General features: G+C 73.5%; 14 protein-coding genes and 1 pseudogene. 5 read left to right on the plus strand and 10 right to left on the minus strand.

The window, feature by feature from the left end; genetic code table 11:
- Positions 1–42 precede the first annotated feature (42 nt).
- Complete coding sequence (locus ACQPXS_RS05410; protein ID WP_433447433.1) at positions 43–606, minus strand: hypothetical protein; 564 nt, start codon at positions 604–606, stop codon at positions 43–45.
- Positions 607–713: 107 nt separating this feature from the next.
- On the opposite strand from ACQPXS_RS05410, the gene ACQPXS_RS05415 reads away from it, so the two are divergent.
- Positions 714–1,367, plus strand: coding sequence for a M15 family metallopeptidase (locus ACQPXS_RS05415; protein WP_433447435.1), 654 nt, complete (start codon positions 714–716; stop codon positions 1,365–1,367).
- A 74-nt stretch (positions 1,368–1,441) separates the two neighbouring features.
- A pseudogene (locus ACQPXS_RS05420) lies at positions 1,442–2,456 on the plus strand (alpha/beta hydrolase fold domain-containing protein).
- 189 nt (positions 2,457–2,645) lie between these two features.
- Here the strand turns inward: ACQPXS_RS05420 and ACQPXS_RS05425 are convergent.
- The 8 genes from ACQPXS_RS05425 to ACQPXS_RS05460 form a co-directional block, all read right to left on the minus strand.
- Positions 2,646–3,098 (minus strand): hypothetical protein, encoded by a 453-nt coding sequence (locus ACQPXS_RS05425; protein WP_433447437.1) that lies wholly within the window; start codon positions 3,096–3,098, stop codon positions 2,646–2,648.
- 74 nt (positions 3,099–3,172) lie between these two features.
- Positions 3,173–5,365 (minus strand): FUSC family protein, encoded by a 2,193-nt coding sequence (locus tag ACQPXS_RS05430; RefSeq protein ID WP_433447439.1) that lies wholly within the window; start codon positions 5,363–5,365, stop codon positions 3,173–3,175.
- 40 nt (positions 5,366–5,405) lie between these two features.
- Entirely contained in the window at positions 5,406–6,263 is an 858-nt protein-coding gene (locus tag ACQPXS_RS05435) for a biotin-dependent carboxyltransferase family protein (RefSeq protein ID WP_433447441.1), read from the minus strand.
- Positions 6,260–6,907: a 5-oxoprolinase subunit B family protein gene (locus tag ACQPXS_RS05440; RefSeq protein ID WP_433447443.1), complete on the minus strand. Its 648-nt coding sequence runs from the start codon at positions 6,905–6,907 to the stop codon at positions 6,260–6,262. Before ACQPXS_RS05440 ends, ACQPXS_RS05435 begins: the two co-directional genes overlap by 4 nt.
- Positions 6,904–7,656, minus strand: a complete 753-nt coding sequence (locus ACQPXS_RS05445) for a LamB/YcsF family protein (RefSeq protein ID WP_356306384.1) — start codon at positions 7,654–7,656, stop codon at positions 6,904–6,906. The genes ACQPXS_RS05440 and ACQPXS_RS05445 overlap by 4 nt, the downstream gene beginning before the upstream one ends.
- A 65-nt stretch (positions 7,657–7,721) precedes the next feature.
- On the minus strand, positions 7,722–8,312 hold the full coding sequence (locus ACQPXS_RS05450) for an HD domain-containing protein (protein WP_433447445.1): 591 nt from the start codon (positions 8,310–8,312) through the stop codon (positions 7,722–7,724).
- Between the two features lie 169 nt (positions 8,313–8,481).
- Positions 8,482–8,820, minus strand: coding sequence for a GNAT family N-acetyltransferase (locus tag ACQPXS_RS05455; RefSeq protein WP_433447447.1), 339 nt, complete (start codon positions 8,818–8,820; stop codon positions 8,482–8,484).
- Positions 8,821–8,863: 43 nt separating this feature from the next.
- Positions 8,864–9,853 carry a pirin family protein gene (locus ACQPXS_RS05460; protein WP_433447449.1) on the minus strand — a complete coding sequence of 330 codons (990 nt, stop codon included), beginning with the start codon at positions 9,851–9,853 and terminating at the stop codon, positions 8,864–8,866.
- 355 nt (positions 9,854–10,208) lie between these two features.
- On the opposite strand from ACQPXS_RS05460, the gene ACQPXS_RS05465 reads away from it, so the two are divergent.
- Both ACQPXS_RS05465 and ACQPXS_RS05470 read left to right on the plus strand, forming a co-directional pair.
- The gene (locus ACQPXS_RS05465; protein ID WP_433447451.1) at positions 10,209–11,453 is read left to right on the plus strand and encodes an MFS transporter; all 1,245 of its coding nucleotides are present in this window, start codon (positions 10,209–10,211) and stop codon (positions 11,451–11,453) included.
- A 117-nt stretch (positions 11,454–11,570) separates the two neighbouring features.
- On the plus strand, positions 11,571–12,443 hold the full coding sequence (locus ACQPXS_RS05470) for a LysR family transcriptional regulator (RefSeq protein WP_433447453.1): 873 nt from the start codon (positions 11,571–11,573) through the stop codon (positions 12,441–12,443).
- 49 nt (positions 12,444–12,492) lie between these two features.
- Here ACQPXS_RS05470 and ACQPXS_RS05475 read toward each other — a convergent pair whose 3' ends face one another.
- The gene (locus ACQPXS_RS05475) at positions 12,493–13,485 is read right to left on the minus strand and encodes an NADPH:quinone reductase (RefSeq protein ID WP_433447455.1); all 993 of its coding nucleotides are present in this window, start codon (positions 13,483–13,485) and stop codon (positions 12,493–12,495) included.
- Positions 13,486–13,652: 167 nt separating this feature from the next.
- Between ACQPXS_RS05475 and ACQPXS_RS05480 the strand changes: the two genes are divergently transcribed.
- The gene (locus ACQPXS_RS05480; RefSeq protein ID WP_433447457.1) at positions 13,653–14,267 is read left to right on the plus strand and encodes a dihydrofolate reductase family protein; all 615 of its coding nucleotides are present in this window, start codon (positions 13,653–13,655) and stop codon (positions 14,265–14,267) included.
- Positions 14,268–14,319 lie beyond the last annotated feature (52 nt).

Here is a 14,319-nt window from a genome sequence, read left to right on the forward strand (position 1 = left end):
ACAAGGCGACGGGCCGGGCGCGCCCAGGGCGCGAAGTGCGGGTCACTTCGCGATCCGGGCGAGCTCGGCCCGCAGTTCGTCCAGGTGCGCGTCGGCGGTGTCGTGCGGCAGGAACTCGACGACGTCGAGGAACCGGAAGAGCACCCGGCTGCCGGTGACGGCGTACTCGTACTCGGCGAACCCCACCACCGCGCCCATGGCGCCCCGGACGGCGCCCCGCACCACATGGGCGGTCATGTCGTCCGGCTCCGCCGCCGACATGCCGCGCCGGGCGTTGGGCCGGGCGAGATAGGGGCACACCATCGAGGCGTACAGCATGCACGCACGGTGGCCCGGTCCTTCGAGGGTCGGCGCGAGATTGCGGTAGGGCCGTCCGGCGGCCAGTGCCTCCCCGATCGCCGCGCTCTCCACGGCCCCCACCACACGCCACACCGGTCCCTGCGGCATGCCCTGGTTGCACACCGAGCACAGACGCTTCCGCGCGCATGCGGCGCTGCGTTCGTAGTCGGTCAGCGCGAACTGCGGCTCCTCACCTTCCCAGGGAGTGATCGCCGGCACCGGATACCCACGGGCGTCACGGGGCCGTGCCTCGACCGCGGCCGGCATGGGAACACTCTCGAATCGCACAGGCCATGCCTACCAGGGCCGACGGCTTTCGGCCAAGGCCGCCCAGGTGGCCGCCTGTCGCAGGTAAGACCGGCAAGGATCGGTGCATGAACGAGATCGTGCTGATGTCGGATCCAAGGGTCGCGGCCGTCCCCGTGACCGACTGCGGTGAACCGCTCGTCGACGTCCGGCCGCGGGGTTCCCTCGCCGTGGACGCGCGCCGGGCCGAACCGTCGGGGGCGTTCGCGCATCTGCGGGAAGGGGTGCTGATCCGTCTACTCAGGGCTCAGCAACTGCTCCCGGACGGCCTGCGTCTGCTGTTCGTCGAGGGATACCGGCCGCCCGCGCTGCAGCGGCGGTACTTCGAGCAGTACTCCGGCACGCTGCGGGCCGCGCACCCGGACTGGCCGGCGGAGCGGGTGCGTGAGGCCGCGAGCCGGTATGTGTCGCCGCCGGAGATAGCGCCGCACAGCGCCGGTGCCGCGGTGGACCTCACGCTCGTCGACGCCGAGGGCCGGGAGCTGGACATGGGGACGCGGGTGAACGCCAACCCGGAGGAGAGCGACGGCGCTTGTTACACGGACGCCGCCACGATCGGCCCCGAAGCGCGGGCCAACCGGCGTGTGCTCGGTGCCGCGCTCAGTTCCGTCGGCCTGGTCAACTACCCCACGGAATGGTGGCATTGGTCCTTCGGCGACCGGTACTGGGCGCTGTCCACCGAAGCCGGCAGTGCGCTGTACGGGCCACGGGAACTCGGATGAGCCATGGCGGGGCCCGCCCCGACGGCCCGTGCCCGGCGGGTGACGGACCGCGCCGCGTGGACGCCGGTGACGCCATGCGCTGCGAGCCGGGCCCTGTCTCGACGGCTGGGGGCGCGCCACCGCTCGCTCCCCAACTGGCGCTCGCGCCAGCGGGTTTGGGGCCTGACATGAGGGAGCCGTTCACCCCGGGGAAGCTGGCGGCCCGGCAGGCGCGGGATGCTGCCGGGCGCCCCAGGCCGACGGTGGCCGATCTCCGGGCCGGCGGCCGCTTCGACGTGGCGGAGCTGCGGGTGCCGGGGCCGCCGGACGGGCCGGACGCCACGCTGGTCAGCGCACGGCCCGCGTAGATCGCCGGGCCCGTGCCCCTGCTGCACTACATGCACGGCGCGGAATGATCACGGGCAACGCGTGGCCCGTGCTGCCGCGGATCCTTCGCGAATGGGACACCACCCTGGAGTTGGCGGTCGTCTCCGTCGAGTACCGGCTCGCGCCCGAGGCCCGGTATCCCTCAGCGGTGGAGGACTGTTACGCGGGGCTCGTCTGGGTGGCCGCGCACGCGGCGGAGCTGGGGGATCGACGCCGGCCGTGTCGTCGTCGGGGGGAAGAGCGCCGGCGGTGGACTCGCCGCTGCGCTCGCCCTGCTCACCCGTGACCGGGGCGGGCCCTGCCCGGTCGGACAACTGCTCCTGTGCCCGATGCTCGACGACCGCAACGACACGTTCTCCAGCCGTCAGATGGCCGGCATCGACACCTGGGACCGGACCTCCAACGCGACCGCGTGGCAGGCGCTGCTGGGCAACCGGTACGGTGCCGCCGACCTGCCGCCCTACGCGGCTCCCGCCCGCGCGACCGATCTCTCCGGGCTGCCCCGGCCTATGTCGACGCCGGGTCGGCCGAGACCTTGCGGGACGAGGCCGTGGCCTACGCGCAGGCGCTCTGCCGGGCCGGTGGCCAGGCGGAACTGCACGTCTGGCCGGCGGCTGCCACGGCTTCGACACCTTCGCACCACGGGCGCCGCTCAGCCAGGACACCCGCGAAGCCCCTACCCGCCGGCTGCGGCCCGCCCTCACGCCGACGCGACGACCATAGGCGAGGTGCGGGCTCGCGTCCGAGGCCCAGTGGACGGGCGACCAGGTGCGCGGGTCGCTCTGCCGGGCCGGTGGCCAGGCGGAACTCCACGTCTGGCCCGGCGGCCGCCACGGCTACGACACCTTCGCACCACGGGCGCCGCTCAGCCAGGACACCCGCGAAGCCCCTACCCGCCGGCTGCGGCCCCCCTCACGCCGACGCGAGGACCCCGTAGGTGACCAGGCCGTAGGCGAGGTGCGGGATCGCGTCCGAGGCCCAGTCGGCGGGCGACCAGGTGCGCGGATCGCTGATGTCCAGGCCGGCTATGGGCACGTCGGCCAGCGCCATCCCCAGGGCTCCGGTCAGCACGGCGCCGAGCCAGGCGTGCGGCCGCAGGCCGGCGCGGTGGAGCAGTGCCACGAGGACGCCCGTGCCGACTCCCACGGCGGTGCCCGACAGCGCCCCCAGTGCGGAGAGCCGGTTGTCCCGTCCCTCCCCGTCGGGGACCGGGTGTCCCGCCTTGGTGGTGATCTTCTCCACGACGGCCTCGGGGATGCTGCTCGAAGGCCGGCCGCGCAACGCCATGTCCAGATAGCTCACGGCGTTCAACGCGGTGGTGCCGGCAGCCCCGGCGGCACAGCCACGCGCCATGGTTCGGAACATGTCGCTCCGTGTCCCCCGCCCTGACATGGGCCAAACGGCGCCGCCCCCGGCCACGTCCGGGTCCGGCGGCGCGGTCACCGCGCGGGTGGGCCCGGTACGGGCTCCGCGCCGCCATGTGCGATCCGGGTCAGGTCGGTCATCAGCGAGTCGAGCCACGACACGGTCGCGTAGTACAGGCGGGGCGCGCCGGGCGGCTCGGTGACAGAACCCCCGAGCGCCGGATCGATCAGCGGGAACCGCCCGGTCGGGGTGTCCGCTCCGGGATCCAGGGCGGCCGAGACCAGCAGCATTCGTGCGGCCACCCGGTCCCCCAGCCCGCTGACGGACTCGGCCGCCACGGAGCCGAGGCCCGTCGGCGGCGGCGCCAACAGCCGTTCGGAGCCCCACAGGGTGTGATGCCCGGCCATCAGCGTGGCCTGCCAGTCCACGGTGCGCGGGGCGGGCCTGCGCGCCGCGCCGCCGAAGGGTGTCGGCTCGCTCTGGAACTGCGCATACGCGGACTCGGCGAGGACGACCGCGCTCTGCAACGACCGGTGTCCGGACGCCCCGGACGGTACGGCCACCGCACCGCCGCCCGCCACCGAGGCGCCGGTCGCCACCACGATCTCGGCGGCCCGGCGCAGGAGTTCCGCCGCCGCGTAGCGCAGTTCGTCATGGGCGCCGCGCGGCCAGGCCAGCAGTCCGAAGACGGCGCCGATCGCGCTGCCGACCAGCACGTCCAGCACCCTCACCTCCGCCAGCCGCCAGGTCGGCGGGGCCAGCTGGGCGAAGACCAGGGCCACCAGCACGGTGAACAGGCCCTGTGCCCAGCCGACACCCTTGACCGGTCCCACCGTGAAGGCGAACAGCATCCACGCCGGCAGGACGACGGCGTAGACGGTGGTGTCGGTCCCGGCCAGGGTCAGCACCCCGGCGGTGACGAGGGCACCGGCCAGGGTGCCCGTGAGCGCCAGACGGATGGTGTGCCAGGTCTCGTCCATGGTGGTCCGGGTGAGGGTGAGCGTCGCCAGCATGGCCCAGAAGCCATGGGGCAGCGTGTCCACCCCGGCCACGAGCCGGGCCGCCGTCAGCGCCAGCGCGATACGGACCGCGTTCTGGAAGCACACCGACCGGCGCCCGGCGTGGCCGCGCAGCCGGTGCCACCACAGGATCGGCGCCCACGTCCCGGCGTACCAGAAGCGGCCGTGCCCGGTCTCCACCGCCGCATGTCTTCCGCGTACGGCGAGATCGGCCGCCGGGGCCATGGCGAGCGCGGCGTCGGCGATCTCCAACACGGCGGCGTGCCGGCGCAGTACCGCGGGCGGGAAGTCCGGCGCGCGAGCGGTCGCGGGCGCCGGATCCCCGGCGGGGGCCGGGCCCGCGGACACGGCCGACAGGTGCGCGCGTGCCCTGACCAGGTCCTCGTACGGGGCGACCGGTGACGGCCCGGTCCCCAGGCAGTCCGCGGTCGCTGTGGCCAGCCGGGCGACGGCCCGCAGTACGGCACTCACCTCGGGTCCGGGCCGCCCGCCCGGCGGTCCGGGCAGTTGCGCCAGGCGGCTGAGGAGGGTGCGCGTGGCCAGACCGGTGTGGGCGAGGGCGCGGTCGCGCAGGCCCGCCCCGGCCGGGCGTTCCGCCTCCGGCACGGTCAGGGACCGCAGCGACCGGCTGGCCTCCCAGGCAGCCCGGATGTCGGGTTCGGTCAGGGCGTACGGCGGTGCGGCGAGGACGGTCGCGTCGTGGGCTGCGATCCGCACGGCGTCGGCGGCCCGTTCCCGGTACGACGGCGGGCCGGGCTCGGGAAAGACCAGCGCCTCGACGACGACGAAGAGGATCAGTCCGGTGCTGGTCCCGGTCAGGCGCTCGCCGAGCGTGCCGGGGTCGTACGGGGGGAACGACGGGAGGATGTAGAGGAGTTGCAGGCCTGGCGCCGCCCCTGCCGGGCGTGGACCGCCCACGGCGGCGAAGGCCAGCGCGAAGCCGACCGCCAGCATGCCGACGACGGCGCTCCAGGTCCGTACGGACAGATACGTGCCGACGGCGACCAGCAGCCAGCACACCGGAAGGAGGCGGAGCACCGTCGCGGCCCGCTGCCGGCCGGTGCCCGGGATCTTGGCGAGTCCGCCCAGTGCCACGGCCGCGAACAGGGCGTAGGTGGCCGCCACGGGACGGCCGAGGCCGTAGCGGAAGAGGTAGAAACCGGCCGCGGCGACCAGCGTCACGCGTACCGCCCGGCGGCCCGAGACGGCGTAGTCCGCCCTGATCCGGCGGGCTGGGACACCACCCACCCCTACAGGATCACCCACCCCCGAGGGCCCGGCACTCCGGTCAGCCCAGGGTGAAGCGGATCGGCGTACCGGCCGCGGCCTGCGCGGCAGCCGCCAGGGCGGCCTCGGTGACGACGCCGATCACCGGGTAGCCGCCGGTGGTCGGATGATCGTGCAGGAACACCACCGGGCGCCCGTCCGGGGGCACCTGCACGGCGCCGAGGACCATGCCCTCGCTCGGCAGCTCACCGTTCGACAGGCGCTCCAGCGCCGGTCCTTCGGTGCGCAGGCCGATCCGGTTGCTGTGCTGCGACACGCGGAACGTCGCCGAGGTGAGGGTGCGCAGCGCGCCGGGGGTGAACCAGTCGGCGCGGGGGCCGAGCCGCAGCGGCAGGGTCAGTTCGGTCGGCGGCGCCGGCCAGGGGGCGCTGTCGGGGAGCGCCGGCTGCGGGGCGGGGGCGCCCAGCAGGAGGACGTCCCCGGCCCGCACCGGCGCCGGGCCGAGTCCGGAGAGCAGGTCCGTGGAACGGCTGCCGAGGACGGGCTCGACGGCGATGCCGCCGGCGACGGCGACGTACGAGCGCACGCCCGCGGTCACCCCGCCCACGTCGAGTACGGCGCCGGCGGGCACCCGTACCGGCACGCCCCAGGCCACCGGCCGGCCGTCGACGGTCACCGGGCACGGCGCTCCGCCGACCACGACACTCACGCCCCGGTCGGGGCGCAGGGCGCAGCCGGTCAGGGTGGTCTCCAGGACGGCGGCTCCGGGGGCGTTGCCGAGCAGCAGATTGGCCAGCCTCATGGCGGCGGCGTCGAGCGCGCCGGAGCGGGGAACGCCCAGGTGGGCGTGGCCGTGACGGCCGCTGTCCTGGACCGTGGTCAGGGCGCCGGAGCGCACGACGGTGAGCTCGACGGTCATGGCGTGCCTTCCGCCGCCACGAACCGCACCCGCGTCCCCGGGGTGAGCAGTGCGGGTTCCTCCCGGCCGAGGTCCCACAGCGGGGTCGGGTCCGGCATCGTTCCGATCAGCTGCCAGCCGCCGGGGGTGGCGCGCGGGTACACCGCGCTGTAGGGGCCGGCGAGCGCGACCGCGCCGGCCGGGACCCGGGTGCGGGGGGTGTCGCGGCGCGGCACGTGCAGTTCGGCGGGCAGGCCGGTGAGGTAGCCGAAGCCGGGGGCGAAGCCGCAGAAGGCGACGCGGAAGGTGCAGGAGGAATGGCGGGCGGCGACCTCGTGCGTGGCGACGCCCCACAGGGCGGCCACATGGGCCAGGTCGGGTCCGTCGTAGCGTACGGGGATCTCCACGACTCCCCTGTCGTCGGCGGCCCGGGCCGGCACGTCCCAGTGGGAGATGTGGCGGGCCAGCTCCTCCGGGTGGGTGACGCCGTCCAGGAGCACGGTCCGCGCGCCCGGCACGATCTCCGCGACGGGCGGCAGGGTACCCGCCGCGCGCCGCCGCAGGAGCTCGGCGTGGAAGGCTCCGGTGTGCTCGGCGTCCGGCAGCTCGACGAGCACCGCGTGCCGCCCGGCGAGGCGCACCTTCGGGGACCGGCTCTCCGTCATGCGAACGCCCCGACCTCGATCCCGGCCGCCTCCAGGGCCGCGCGCACCCGCGCCGCGATCCGGGCGGCGCCCGGGGTGTCGCCGTGGACGCACAGGGAGCGGGCGGTGACGACGACCGTCGTACCGTCCACGGCCTCGACCGCGCCGTCCACCGCGAACGCCAGCGCGCGCCGGACCACCGCCTCCTCGTCGGTCACGACGGCGTTCGTCTCGCGCCGCGACACGAGCGTGCCCGAGGAGGTGTAGGCGCGGTCCGCGAAGGCCTCCGGTACGGCGGTGAGACCCGCCTGCTCGGCCGCGGCGAGCAGCTCCGACCCCGGCAGGCCGAGGACCGACAGGGCGCCGCCGGCCAGTTTCACGCCCTCGACCACGGCCGCGGCCTGCTCGGCGTCGTGCACGGTGCGGTTGTAGAGCGCGCCGTGCGGCTTGACGTAGGCCACCTCGGCTCCGGCGGCCTGCGCGAAGACCCGCAGTGCCCCGATCTGGTACGCCGTCTCGGCCGCCAGTTCGTCGGCCGGTACGTCCATGGCCCGGCGGCCGAAGCCGGCCAGGTCCCGGTAGGACACCTGTGCGCCGATCCTGACGCCGCGTTCGGCGGCGAGGTCGCAGACGCGGCGCATCACCGCGGGGTCGCCCGCGTGAAAGCTGCAGGCGACGTTGGCGCTGGTCACGACGGAGAGCAGGGCGTCGTCGTCGGTGAGGGTCCAGCGGCCGAAGCCTTCACCGAGGTCCGCGTTGAGGTCGATCACGGTCAGAACGTAATCGATTGTTGAACGATCCGACAAGGGATGGATTCACCGGCGGCCTGGCCCCCTCATCGCCACCGAATTCCCGCACCCGCGCACTGCGCACCCTGCTGACGGCGGGCGGCGACGCGCTCCACGACCGGTCGCCACGACTCCAGCGCAGCCACCGCCAGTCCGACGACCTTGCCCGCGTCGTCGGCGCGGCGCAGCGCGATCGCCGCCGGGAAGTCGGGGTCCGCCTCGAAGGCAGCCGCCTCCGCCGGGGTCATGGGACCGCCCTGGCAGCCGAGTGTGCGGGCACTCTCCGGCGACAGCGCCAACCGCGGGTCGGCGGCCGCGAGGTAGCGTTTGGCCGGGATGTGCGCGGCGACCAGGCGGGCGACCCGCGCCCCCAGCAGGTCTTCGACCGCGGCCGCGGCGTGCCCGCCGTGTCCCGCTTCGTCGGCGGGCACGAGGTAGTGGCCGATGTCGTGGACCAGCCCGGCCACCTGCAGTTCCTCGTCGTCCGGGTGGCTCACGGCGAGCAGGGCGGCGACCTGGAGCCCGTGGTCCAGGATGTCCACCGGGTCGCCGGAGCGGTCCGGGGTGTCCCAGACGTCCGCGCAGTCGGCCAGCAGAGCCATGAGCTCGGCCACGGACGGCAGGGGGTCGTACGTCATGGGCCCAAGCTGCCGCGCCGAGGCGTACGGCGGATGTCGGCAGGGTGTACGCCGCCGGGCCGGGGCGTCCGCACCGACACCGAGCGTCCGAGTCCTCGCGCGCATCCGTCGGTGCGTTCAGGCACGTGGTGGCCGGCCGCCGGGTGCGGCGGCCGGCCGGAACCCGCGCTCAGCCCAGTTCGGTGTCCAGCCAGCGCAGGACTTCGGGGGTCACGGGGTCGGTGATGTCCGCGAACTCCTCGTGCTTGTTCAGGAACTTGGCCACGTACGGGCAGACGGGCACGATCCGCTTGCCGGCCTCGCGCACGTCGGTGAGCGCCTCCTGGACCAGCCGGGAGGCCAGGCCCTGTCCGGCGAAGGCCTCGTCGACCTCGGTGTGGAAGAAGACGCGCTGCTCGCCGCGGTCGCGGTAGGCGGTCAGTCCGGCGCGCTTGCCGTCGACCAGGATCTCGTACCGGTGCTTGACCTCGTTGCGCTCGACGGTCGGAGCGGCGGAGGGCTGGCTCATGGGATGCCTTTCGGATGGGGTTCGGTGCACGCGGTGGAACGGGTCAGTGGCGCGGCGGATTCCTGCGGGGCGTGATGACGGCGTTCGGCAGGGCGGGGGCGAGCAGACGGTCTCCCGGATACCCCTCGACGGCGCCGAAGCGATCCGAGGAGTTCTGCCAGTCCTCCCGGGCCTTGGCGATGTCCTCGTGGCTGCGCCCGATGAAATTCCACCACATGACGATCTCCTCATCGAAGGGGGTGCCGCCCAGCAGCACGGTCCGCGCGATGTCGTCCGACTCGTTCGTCAGCGTCAACACCTCGGCGCCCGGCGGGACGTAGCCCAGCTCCGAAGGTTCCACCAGGGTGTCGAGCAGGCGCACTTCCCCCTGGTCGACCAGGAGGCCGTGCTCGAAGGCGGCGTCCACGGCGAGCGTGAGGGTCGCGCGGGGCCGGATGACGATCTCGGCGCCGAGCAGGGGCGTGAAGGTCGGCACCGGGGAGACCCGGCCTGCGAGGGAGCCCAGGAAGACCCTGATCTCGGCTTCGCCGGTCAGCAGCGGCTCGGGTGCGTAGTGCTGGAAGTCCCGTTCGGTGTGGCGGTGTTCCTCCGGCAGCGCGACCCACAGCTGTACGCCGTGCAGGACGGTGGTCCGCGGGGTGGAGACCTCCGAGTGGCTGATGCCGTGCCCGCCCGTCATGAGGTTGAGCTCGCCGGGCCGTACGTGGGCGTGGTTGCCCATGCTGTCCCGGTGCTCGATCTCCCCGGTGAACAGCCAGCTCACCGTCTGCAGCCCGGTGTGGGGGTGCGGGGCGACGTCCATGCCGCCCGTGACCGAGACGTCGTCGGGGCCGTAGTGGTCGGCGAAGCACCAGGCGCCGATCAGGGTCCGGGCCCGCTGCGGCAGCGTGCGGCGTACGGTCATCGCCCGGGGACCGCCGAGGGGCACGTCGCGCGGGGTCAGTACGTCGACCCGTGCGGCCTGGATGGACCGCTCGGCGTCCACCGTGCCACCGCACCGCAGTTCCGTGGGTTTCGTTTCGACGTTGCTCACCGTGGACCGCCTCCCGGATGGGTAGTTCTATATTCAACTATAGTGCCATGATCATAGTCGCCCGGCACGGGATGCCCATCCATGCCGGCTCCCGGCCGGGCCCGCCGCTCGTCATGCTGACCAAATTACGCGTTTAGGCAGAAATCATCCGATGCGTACTCCGTGAACGGGAGAGCTTACCCACCGGTCATCTCCATTGGAGATGACCGATATCCCGAACCATCGCGATCAAGAGGGAAGCGGACGGGGGCGGCTCGGCGCTTGTGACTGTGCGAGCAGCGAGGAAGCTGCCCGATCGTCGCCAGGCATCCCGCCGAGCCGGCCTCACCGGCTCCCGGCCCAGAAGAAGGTCACCGTGCCCCAGTCCCCCGACCTCCGGACCCCACGTCAGGGTGCGACCAGCGCCGAGCCCGCACCCGGTGTGCCGGGCCGGCTGATCGCGCTGCTGGCCGTCGCCGCCGGCATGACGGTCGCCAACCTGTACTACGCCCAGCCCCTGCTCTCCTCGCTGCGCGAGGTCTTCCACACCAGTACGGCGGCGGCCGGCTGGCTGATCACGCTCACCCAGGTCGGCTATGTGATCGGCATGCTGTTCCTGGTGCCGCTCGGCGACCGGCTGGAGAAGCGGGGCCTGATCACGGCTCTGCTGACGGTCACCACGGTCGCCCTGGTGACGGCGGGGCTGGCCCCGAACTTCCCCGTGCTGCTGATCGCGTCCCTGGTCAGCGGCGCCACCTCGGTCGTCGCTCAGGTCCTGGTCCCGTTCGCCGCGAGCCTCGCACCCGACCACTCCCGCGGCCGGATCGTGGGCCGGGTGATGAGCGGCCTGCTCACCGGCATTCTGCTCTCGCGCACCCTGAGCAGCCTGGTCTCCGACGTCGCCGGCTGGCGCGTGGTCTACCTGGGCTCCGCCGTCCTGATGGCCGTCCTCGCCGTCACCCTGCGCTCCGCCCTCCCCCGGCACGCGCCCACCACGACGATCCCGTACGTCCGCGTGCTGCACTCCACCCTGCAACTGGTCCGCACCCACCCCGCACTGCTGCGCCGCGGCCTGTACCAGGCGGCGATGTTCGGCGCCTTCAGCGCCTTCTGGACCACCGTCTCCTACCTTCTGACCGGCCCCGGGTTCCACTACTCCGCCATCGGCGTCGGCGTTTTCGCCCTGGTCGGAGCGGCCGGCGCGGGCGTGGCTCCGCTGGCCGGACGGTGGGCCGACCGCAAGCTGACCCGGCCCATGACGGGCGCCGCGTTCGTCCTCGCCGCGCTGGCCTTCGCCGTCGCCGGGTTCGGCCGGCACCACATCGTCCTGATAGCCCTCGCCGCCATCCTGCTCGACATGGCGGTCCAGGCCACGCTGATCCTCGGCCAGCACACCATCTACCAGCTCGACCCCCACGCCCGGGCCCGCCTCAACAGCGCCTTCATCGCCACCTTCTTCCTCGGCGGCGCCCTCGGCTCGCAGCTCGGCTCGCTGACCTACCACTCCGGTGGCTGGACGGCGGTGACGGCCCTCGGCGCCGGCCTCCCCGTCCTCGCCCTCCTGTACTGGCTCACCGAGCACCGGAAGAAGCACCGGAGTCATGCCCCGGACGCCGCATGAGGGTTCCCGCCAAGGTCCAGGCCCCGGCGAACGGCGTCCGCCCGCCGGGCGCCCGCATACCATGCAACGAAGATCCATGATGCCCAAGGCACGGGCACTGCGTCCTGACGGGAGCGGATGATGGACCTGCGGCAGATGGAAGCCGTCGTCGCGGTGGCGGACGCGGGCGGGTTCACGGCCGCGGCGAGGCGGCTGCACGTGGTCCAGTCCGCCGTCTCCGGCACGGTCCGCGCCCTCGAACGCGAGCTGGGCACCCCGCTGTTCACCCGGACCACCCACCGGGTGGCGCTCACCCCGGCCGGGGAGGCCTTCGTACCCGCCGCACGAGCGGCCCTGCGCGCCGCCGAACTGGCGCGCGAGGCGGTCGACGCGACCAAGGGGGAACTGCGTGGGCGGGTGACCGTCGGCATCATGCAGGGCGTCTGGGCGGGACTGCACCACGCCCTGGCCGCACTGCGGTCGGAGCACCCGGGAGTGGTGGTCCGGCTGCGGCAGGCGGCGGTGACCGACATCCGGCAGGCCCTGCGCGAGGGCACGGTGGACCTGGCGGTGGTGGCACTGGACCGCCAGCAGCAGCGGGGGCTCGTGACCCGGCTGCTGTCCCGCGAGGAGATGGTCCTGGTCGTGGCCCCCGGCCGGGACCTCGCGGAGGGCGCTCCCGAGGGCACCGTCGAACCGGACACGGTCGCGCGGTTGCCCCTGGTGGACTTCACCCCGGGCTGGGCGATCCGCCACGCCGTCGACCGGGCCTTCCGCGCCGCCGGCGTCGAGCGCACCACGACCTTCGAGGTGAACGACATCGTGGCCGCGTCCGAACTGGTCCGCAACGACCTGGGTGTCTGCGTCATGCCCCGGTCCATCGCCGACCGCTTCCCCGACCTGACGACGTATCGGTTCACCCGGCATGCACCGAGCTGGAAGGTGATGGTGGTACGGCCGCACGGTGAGCCTCCCGCGGCGGTCGCGGCGCTGCTGCGGCACATCACCTGAACATACGGCGGGCCCGGCGGCACTTGACCGGCGGCGAGCGGTCCAGACGTCAGCCGGTGGAGGTGAGGTCCGTACGCAGGACGGCCCGCCGTCCGTGCAGTTCGCCCTTGTCCATCCGGGCGTGCACCTCCGCGGCCGCTCCGAGGGGGAAGACCTCGATGCTGCGCGCGCGCAGAGCACCCCGGGCGAGCAGGTCGTTGATGTACGTGGCGGCTTCGGCGAGTTCGTCGGGTGTCGCGTGGGAGATCACGAACCCCACGATGGAACGGTCGTTCATGTACAGCGCCCCGGCAGGTAGCACGAGCCGGGTCCGGGCGCCGGCCAGCAGCACCACGCGGCCCCTGCGGGCGAGCAGGTCGACCGTGGTCCGCAAGTCGTTGACGCCGGCGGTGTCGAGGTAGAGGTCGAGCCCCGACGGCGCCGCGCCGCGGATCTTCTCGGTCAGTGCCGGATCCCGATAGTCGAACACCTCGGCCGCGCCCAGCTCGGCGCAGTACCGCGCGTCCCGGGCGCCGGCCGTGGCGATGACGCGGGCACCGGCCCGCACCGCCATCGTCACCAGGGCACTGCCGACATTGCCCGCGGCGCCGCCGACCAGCACCGTCTCCCCCACCCGGAGCCGCCCGTGGATGAACAGAGCCAGATAGGCGGTCGCCGCCGGATGGAACGCCGCCACCGCCGCGTACGGATCGACTCCCGCGGGCAGGTGGTACAGCCGGTCGGCCGCCACCACCGCCTGCTCCGCCGCCGCACCCTGCCTCCCGCCGTGCCCGAGGCTGTTGCACCACACCCGGTCCCCCGCGCGGAACCCGGTGACACCGGGGCCCGTCTCCGCGACCGTGCCGACCAGGTCACGGCCGACGACGAAGGGAAAGTCGACCTGCGTGGGGTAGAGCCCGGACCGCACGAACGTGTCCACCGGATTGACCGTGGTGGCCAGGACGTCCACCAGTACGTCGGTGGGCCCGGGCCGGGGCGCGGGAATCTCGCCGTACCGGATGACGTCGGCGGAACCCAGCTCCTCGATGTACGCAGCGCGCATGGGACCACATGTTTCCACTCCACATCGTGTCCGCCGGCGGCTTCCCGCATGGCGCTGCTCTGAGCGGATGGTGCGAAACCCTCGATCGGGAGCTGTCGAATACGCCGCGCCCCGTTCGACGTGAGGGTGAAGGCAGCACATCCCAGGAAGTTCAGGAGCACCTCATCGTGACCGTAACCGCGGATATGGCCATCTCCCTAGACGGCTACGTCGCCGGCACCGACGTCAGCGTCGACAACCCGGGCGGCGACGGGGCCGAGCCGGTCTTCGAGTGGATCCACAACCTGGCCAGTTGGAGGGAACGCCAGGGCATGACCGGCGGGGAGGACAACCGCGACTCCGAGTTGATGCGTGAGTGGTTCGACGCCACCGGAGCCGTGGTCATGGGCCGGATGATGTACGACACGGGCGAGGAGTTCTGGGGCGACAATCCGCCGTTCCGTACCCCGGTCTTCGTGCTCACCCACCGCCCCCGGCCGACCCTGGTGAAGGAGGGCGGCACGACCTTCACCTTCGTCACCGACGGCGTCCACAGCGCCCTCGACCAGGCGAAGGCCGCCGCGGGCGGCAAGAACGTCGACATCGCGGGTGGGGCGAGCACGGTGCAGCAGTACCTCGGGGAAGGGCTCATCGACGAGTTGCAGCTCCACGTGGTGCCCGCGCTCCTCGGGGACGGCCTGCGGCTGTTCGAGGGCGTCGGTACCGGGCAGCGGAGCGTCGAGCAGGTCAGGGTGGCCGAAACGCCCCTGGCCACCCACCTGAAGTACCCCTTCGTGAGGTGACGGACCCGGCTGCCCGACGGCGGCGCCCGGTACCGTTCGCGCCGTGGCGGCG

Source organism: Streptomyces sp. CA-142005 (assembly GCF_050942335.1).
Lineage (GTDB): Bacteria > Actinomycetota > Actinomycetes > Streptomycetales > Streptomycetaceae > Streptomyces.

Coding starts and splice junctions, on each gene's coding strand:
- ACQPXS_RS05410 (WP_433447433.1), bottom strand. CDS start 606: ATGCCGGCCGCGGTCGAGGCACGGCCCCGTGACGCCCGTGGGTATCCG.
- ACQPXS_RS05415 (WP_433447435.1), top strand. CDS start 714: ATGAACGAGATCGTGCTGATGTCGGATCCAAGGGTCGCGGCCGTCCCC.
- ACQPXS_RS05425 (WP_433447437.1), bottom strand. CDS start 3,098: ATGTTCCGAACCATGGCGCGTGGCTGTGCCGCCGGGGCTGCCGGCACC.
- ACQPXS_RS05435 (WP_433447441.1), bottom strand. CDS start 6,263: ATGACCGTCGAGCTCACCGTCGTGCGCTCCGGCGCCCTGACCACGGTC.
- ACQPXS_RS05440 (WP_433447443.1), bottom strand. CDS start 6,907: ATGACGGAGAGCCGGTCCCCGAAGGTGCGCCTCGCCGGGCGGCACGCG.
- ACQPXS_RS05450 (WP_433447445.1), bottom strand. CDS start 8,312: ATGACGTACGACCCCCTGCCGTCCGTGGCCGAGCTCATGGCTCTGCTG.
- ACQPXS_RS05455 (WP_433447447.1), bottom strand. CDS start 8,820: ATGAGCCAGCCCTCCGCCGCTCCGACCGTCGAGCGCAACGAGGTCAAG.
- ACQPXS_RS05470 (WP_433447453.1), top strand. CDS start 11,571: ATGATGGACCTGCGGCAGATGGAAGCCGTCGTCGCGGTGGCGGACGCG.
- ACQPXS_RS05475 (WP_433447455.1), bottom strand. CDS start 13,485: ATGCGCGCTGCGTACATCGAGGAGCTGGGTTCCGCCGACGTCATCCGG.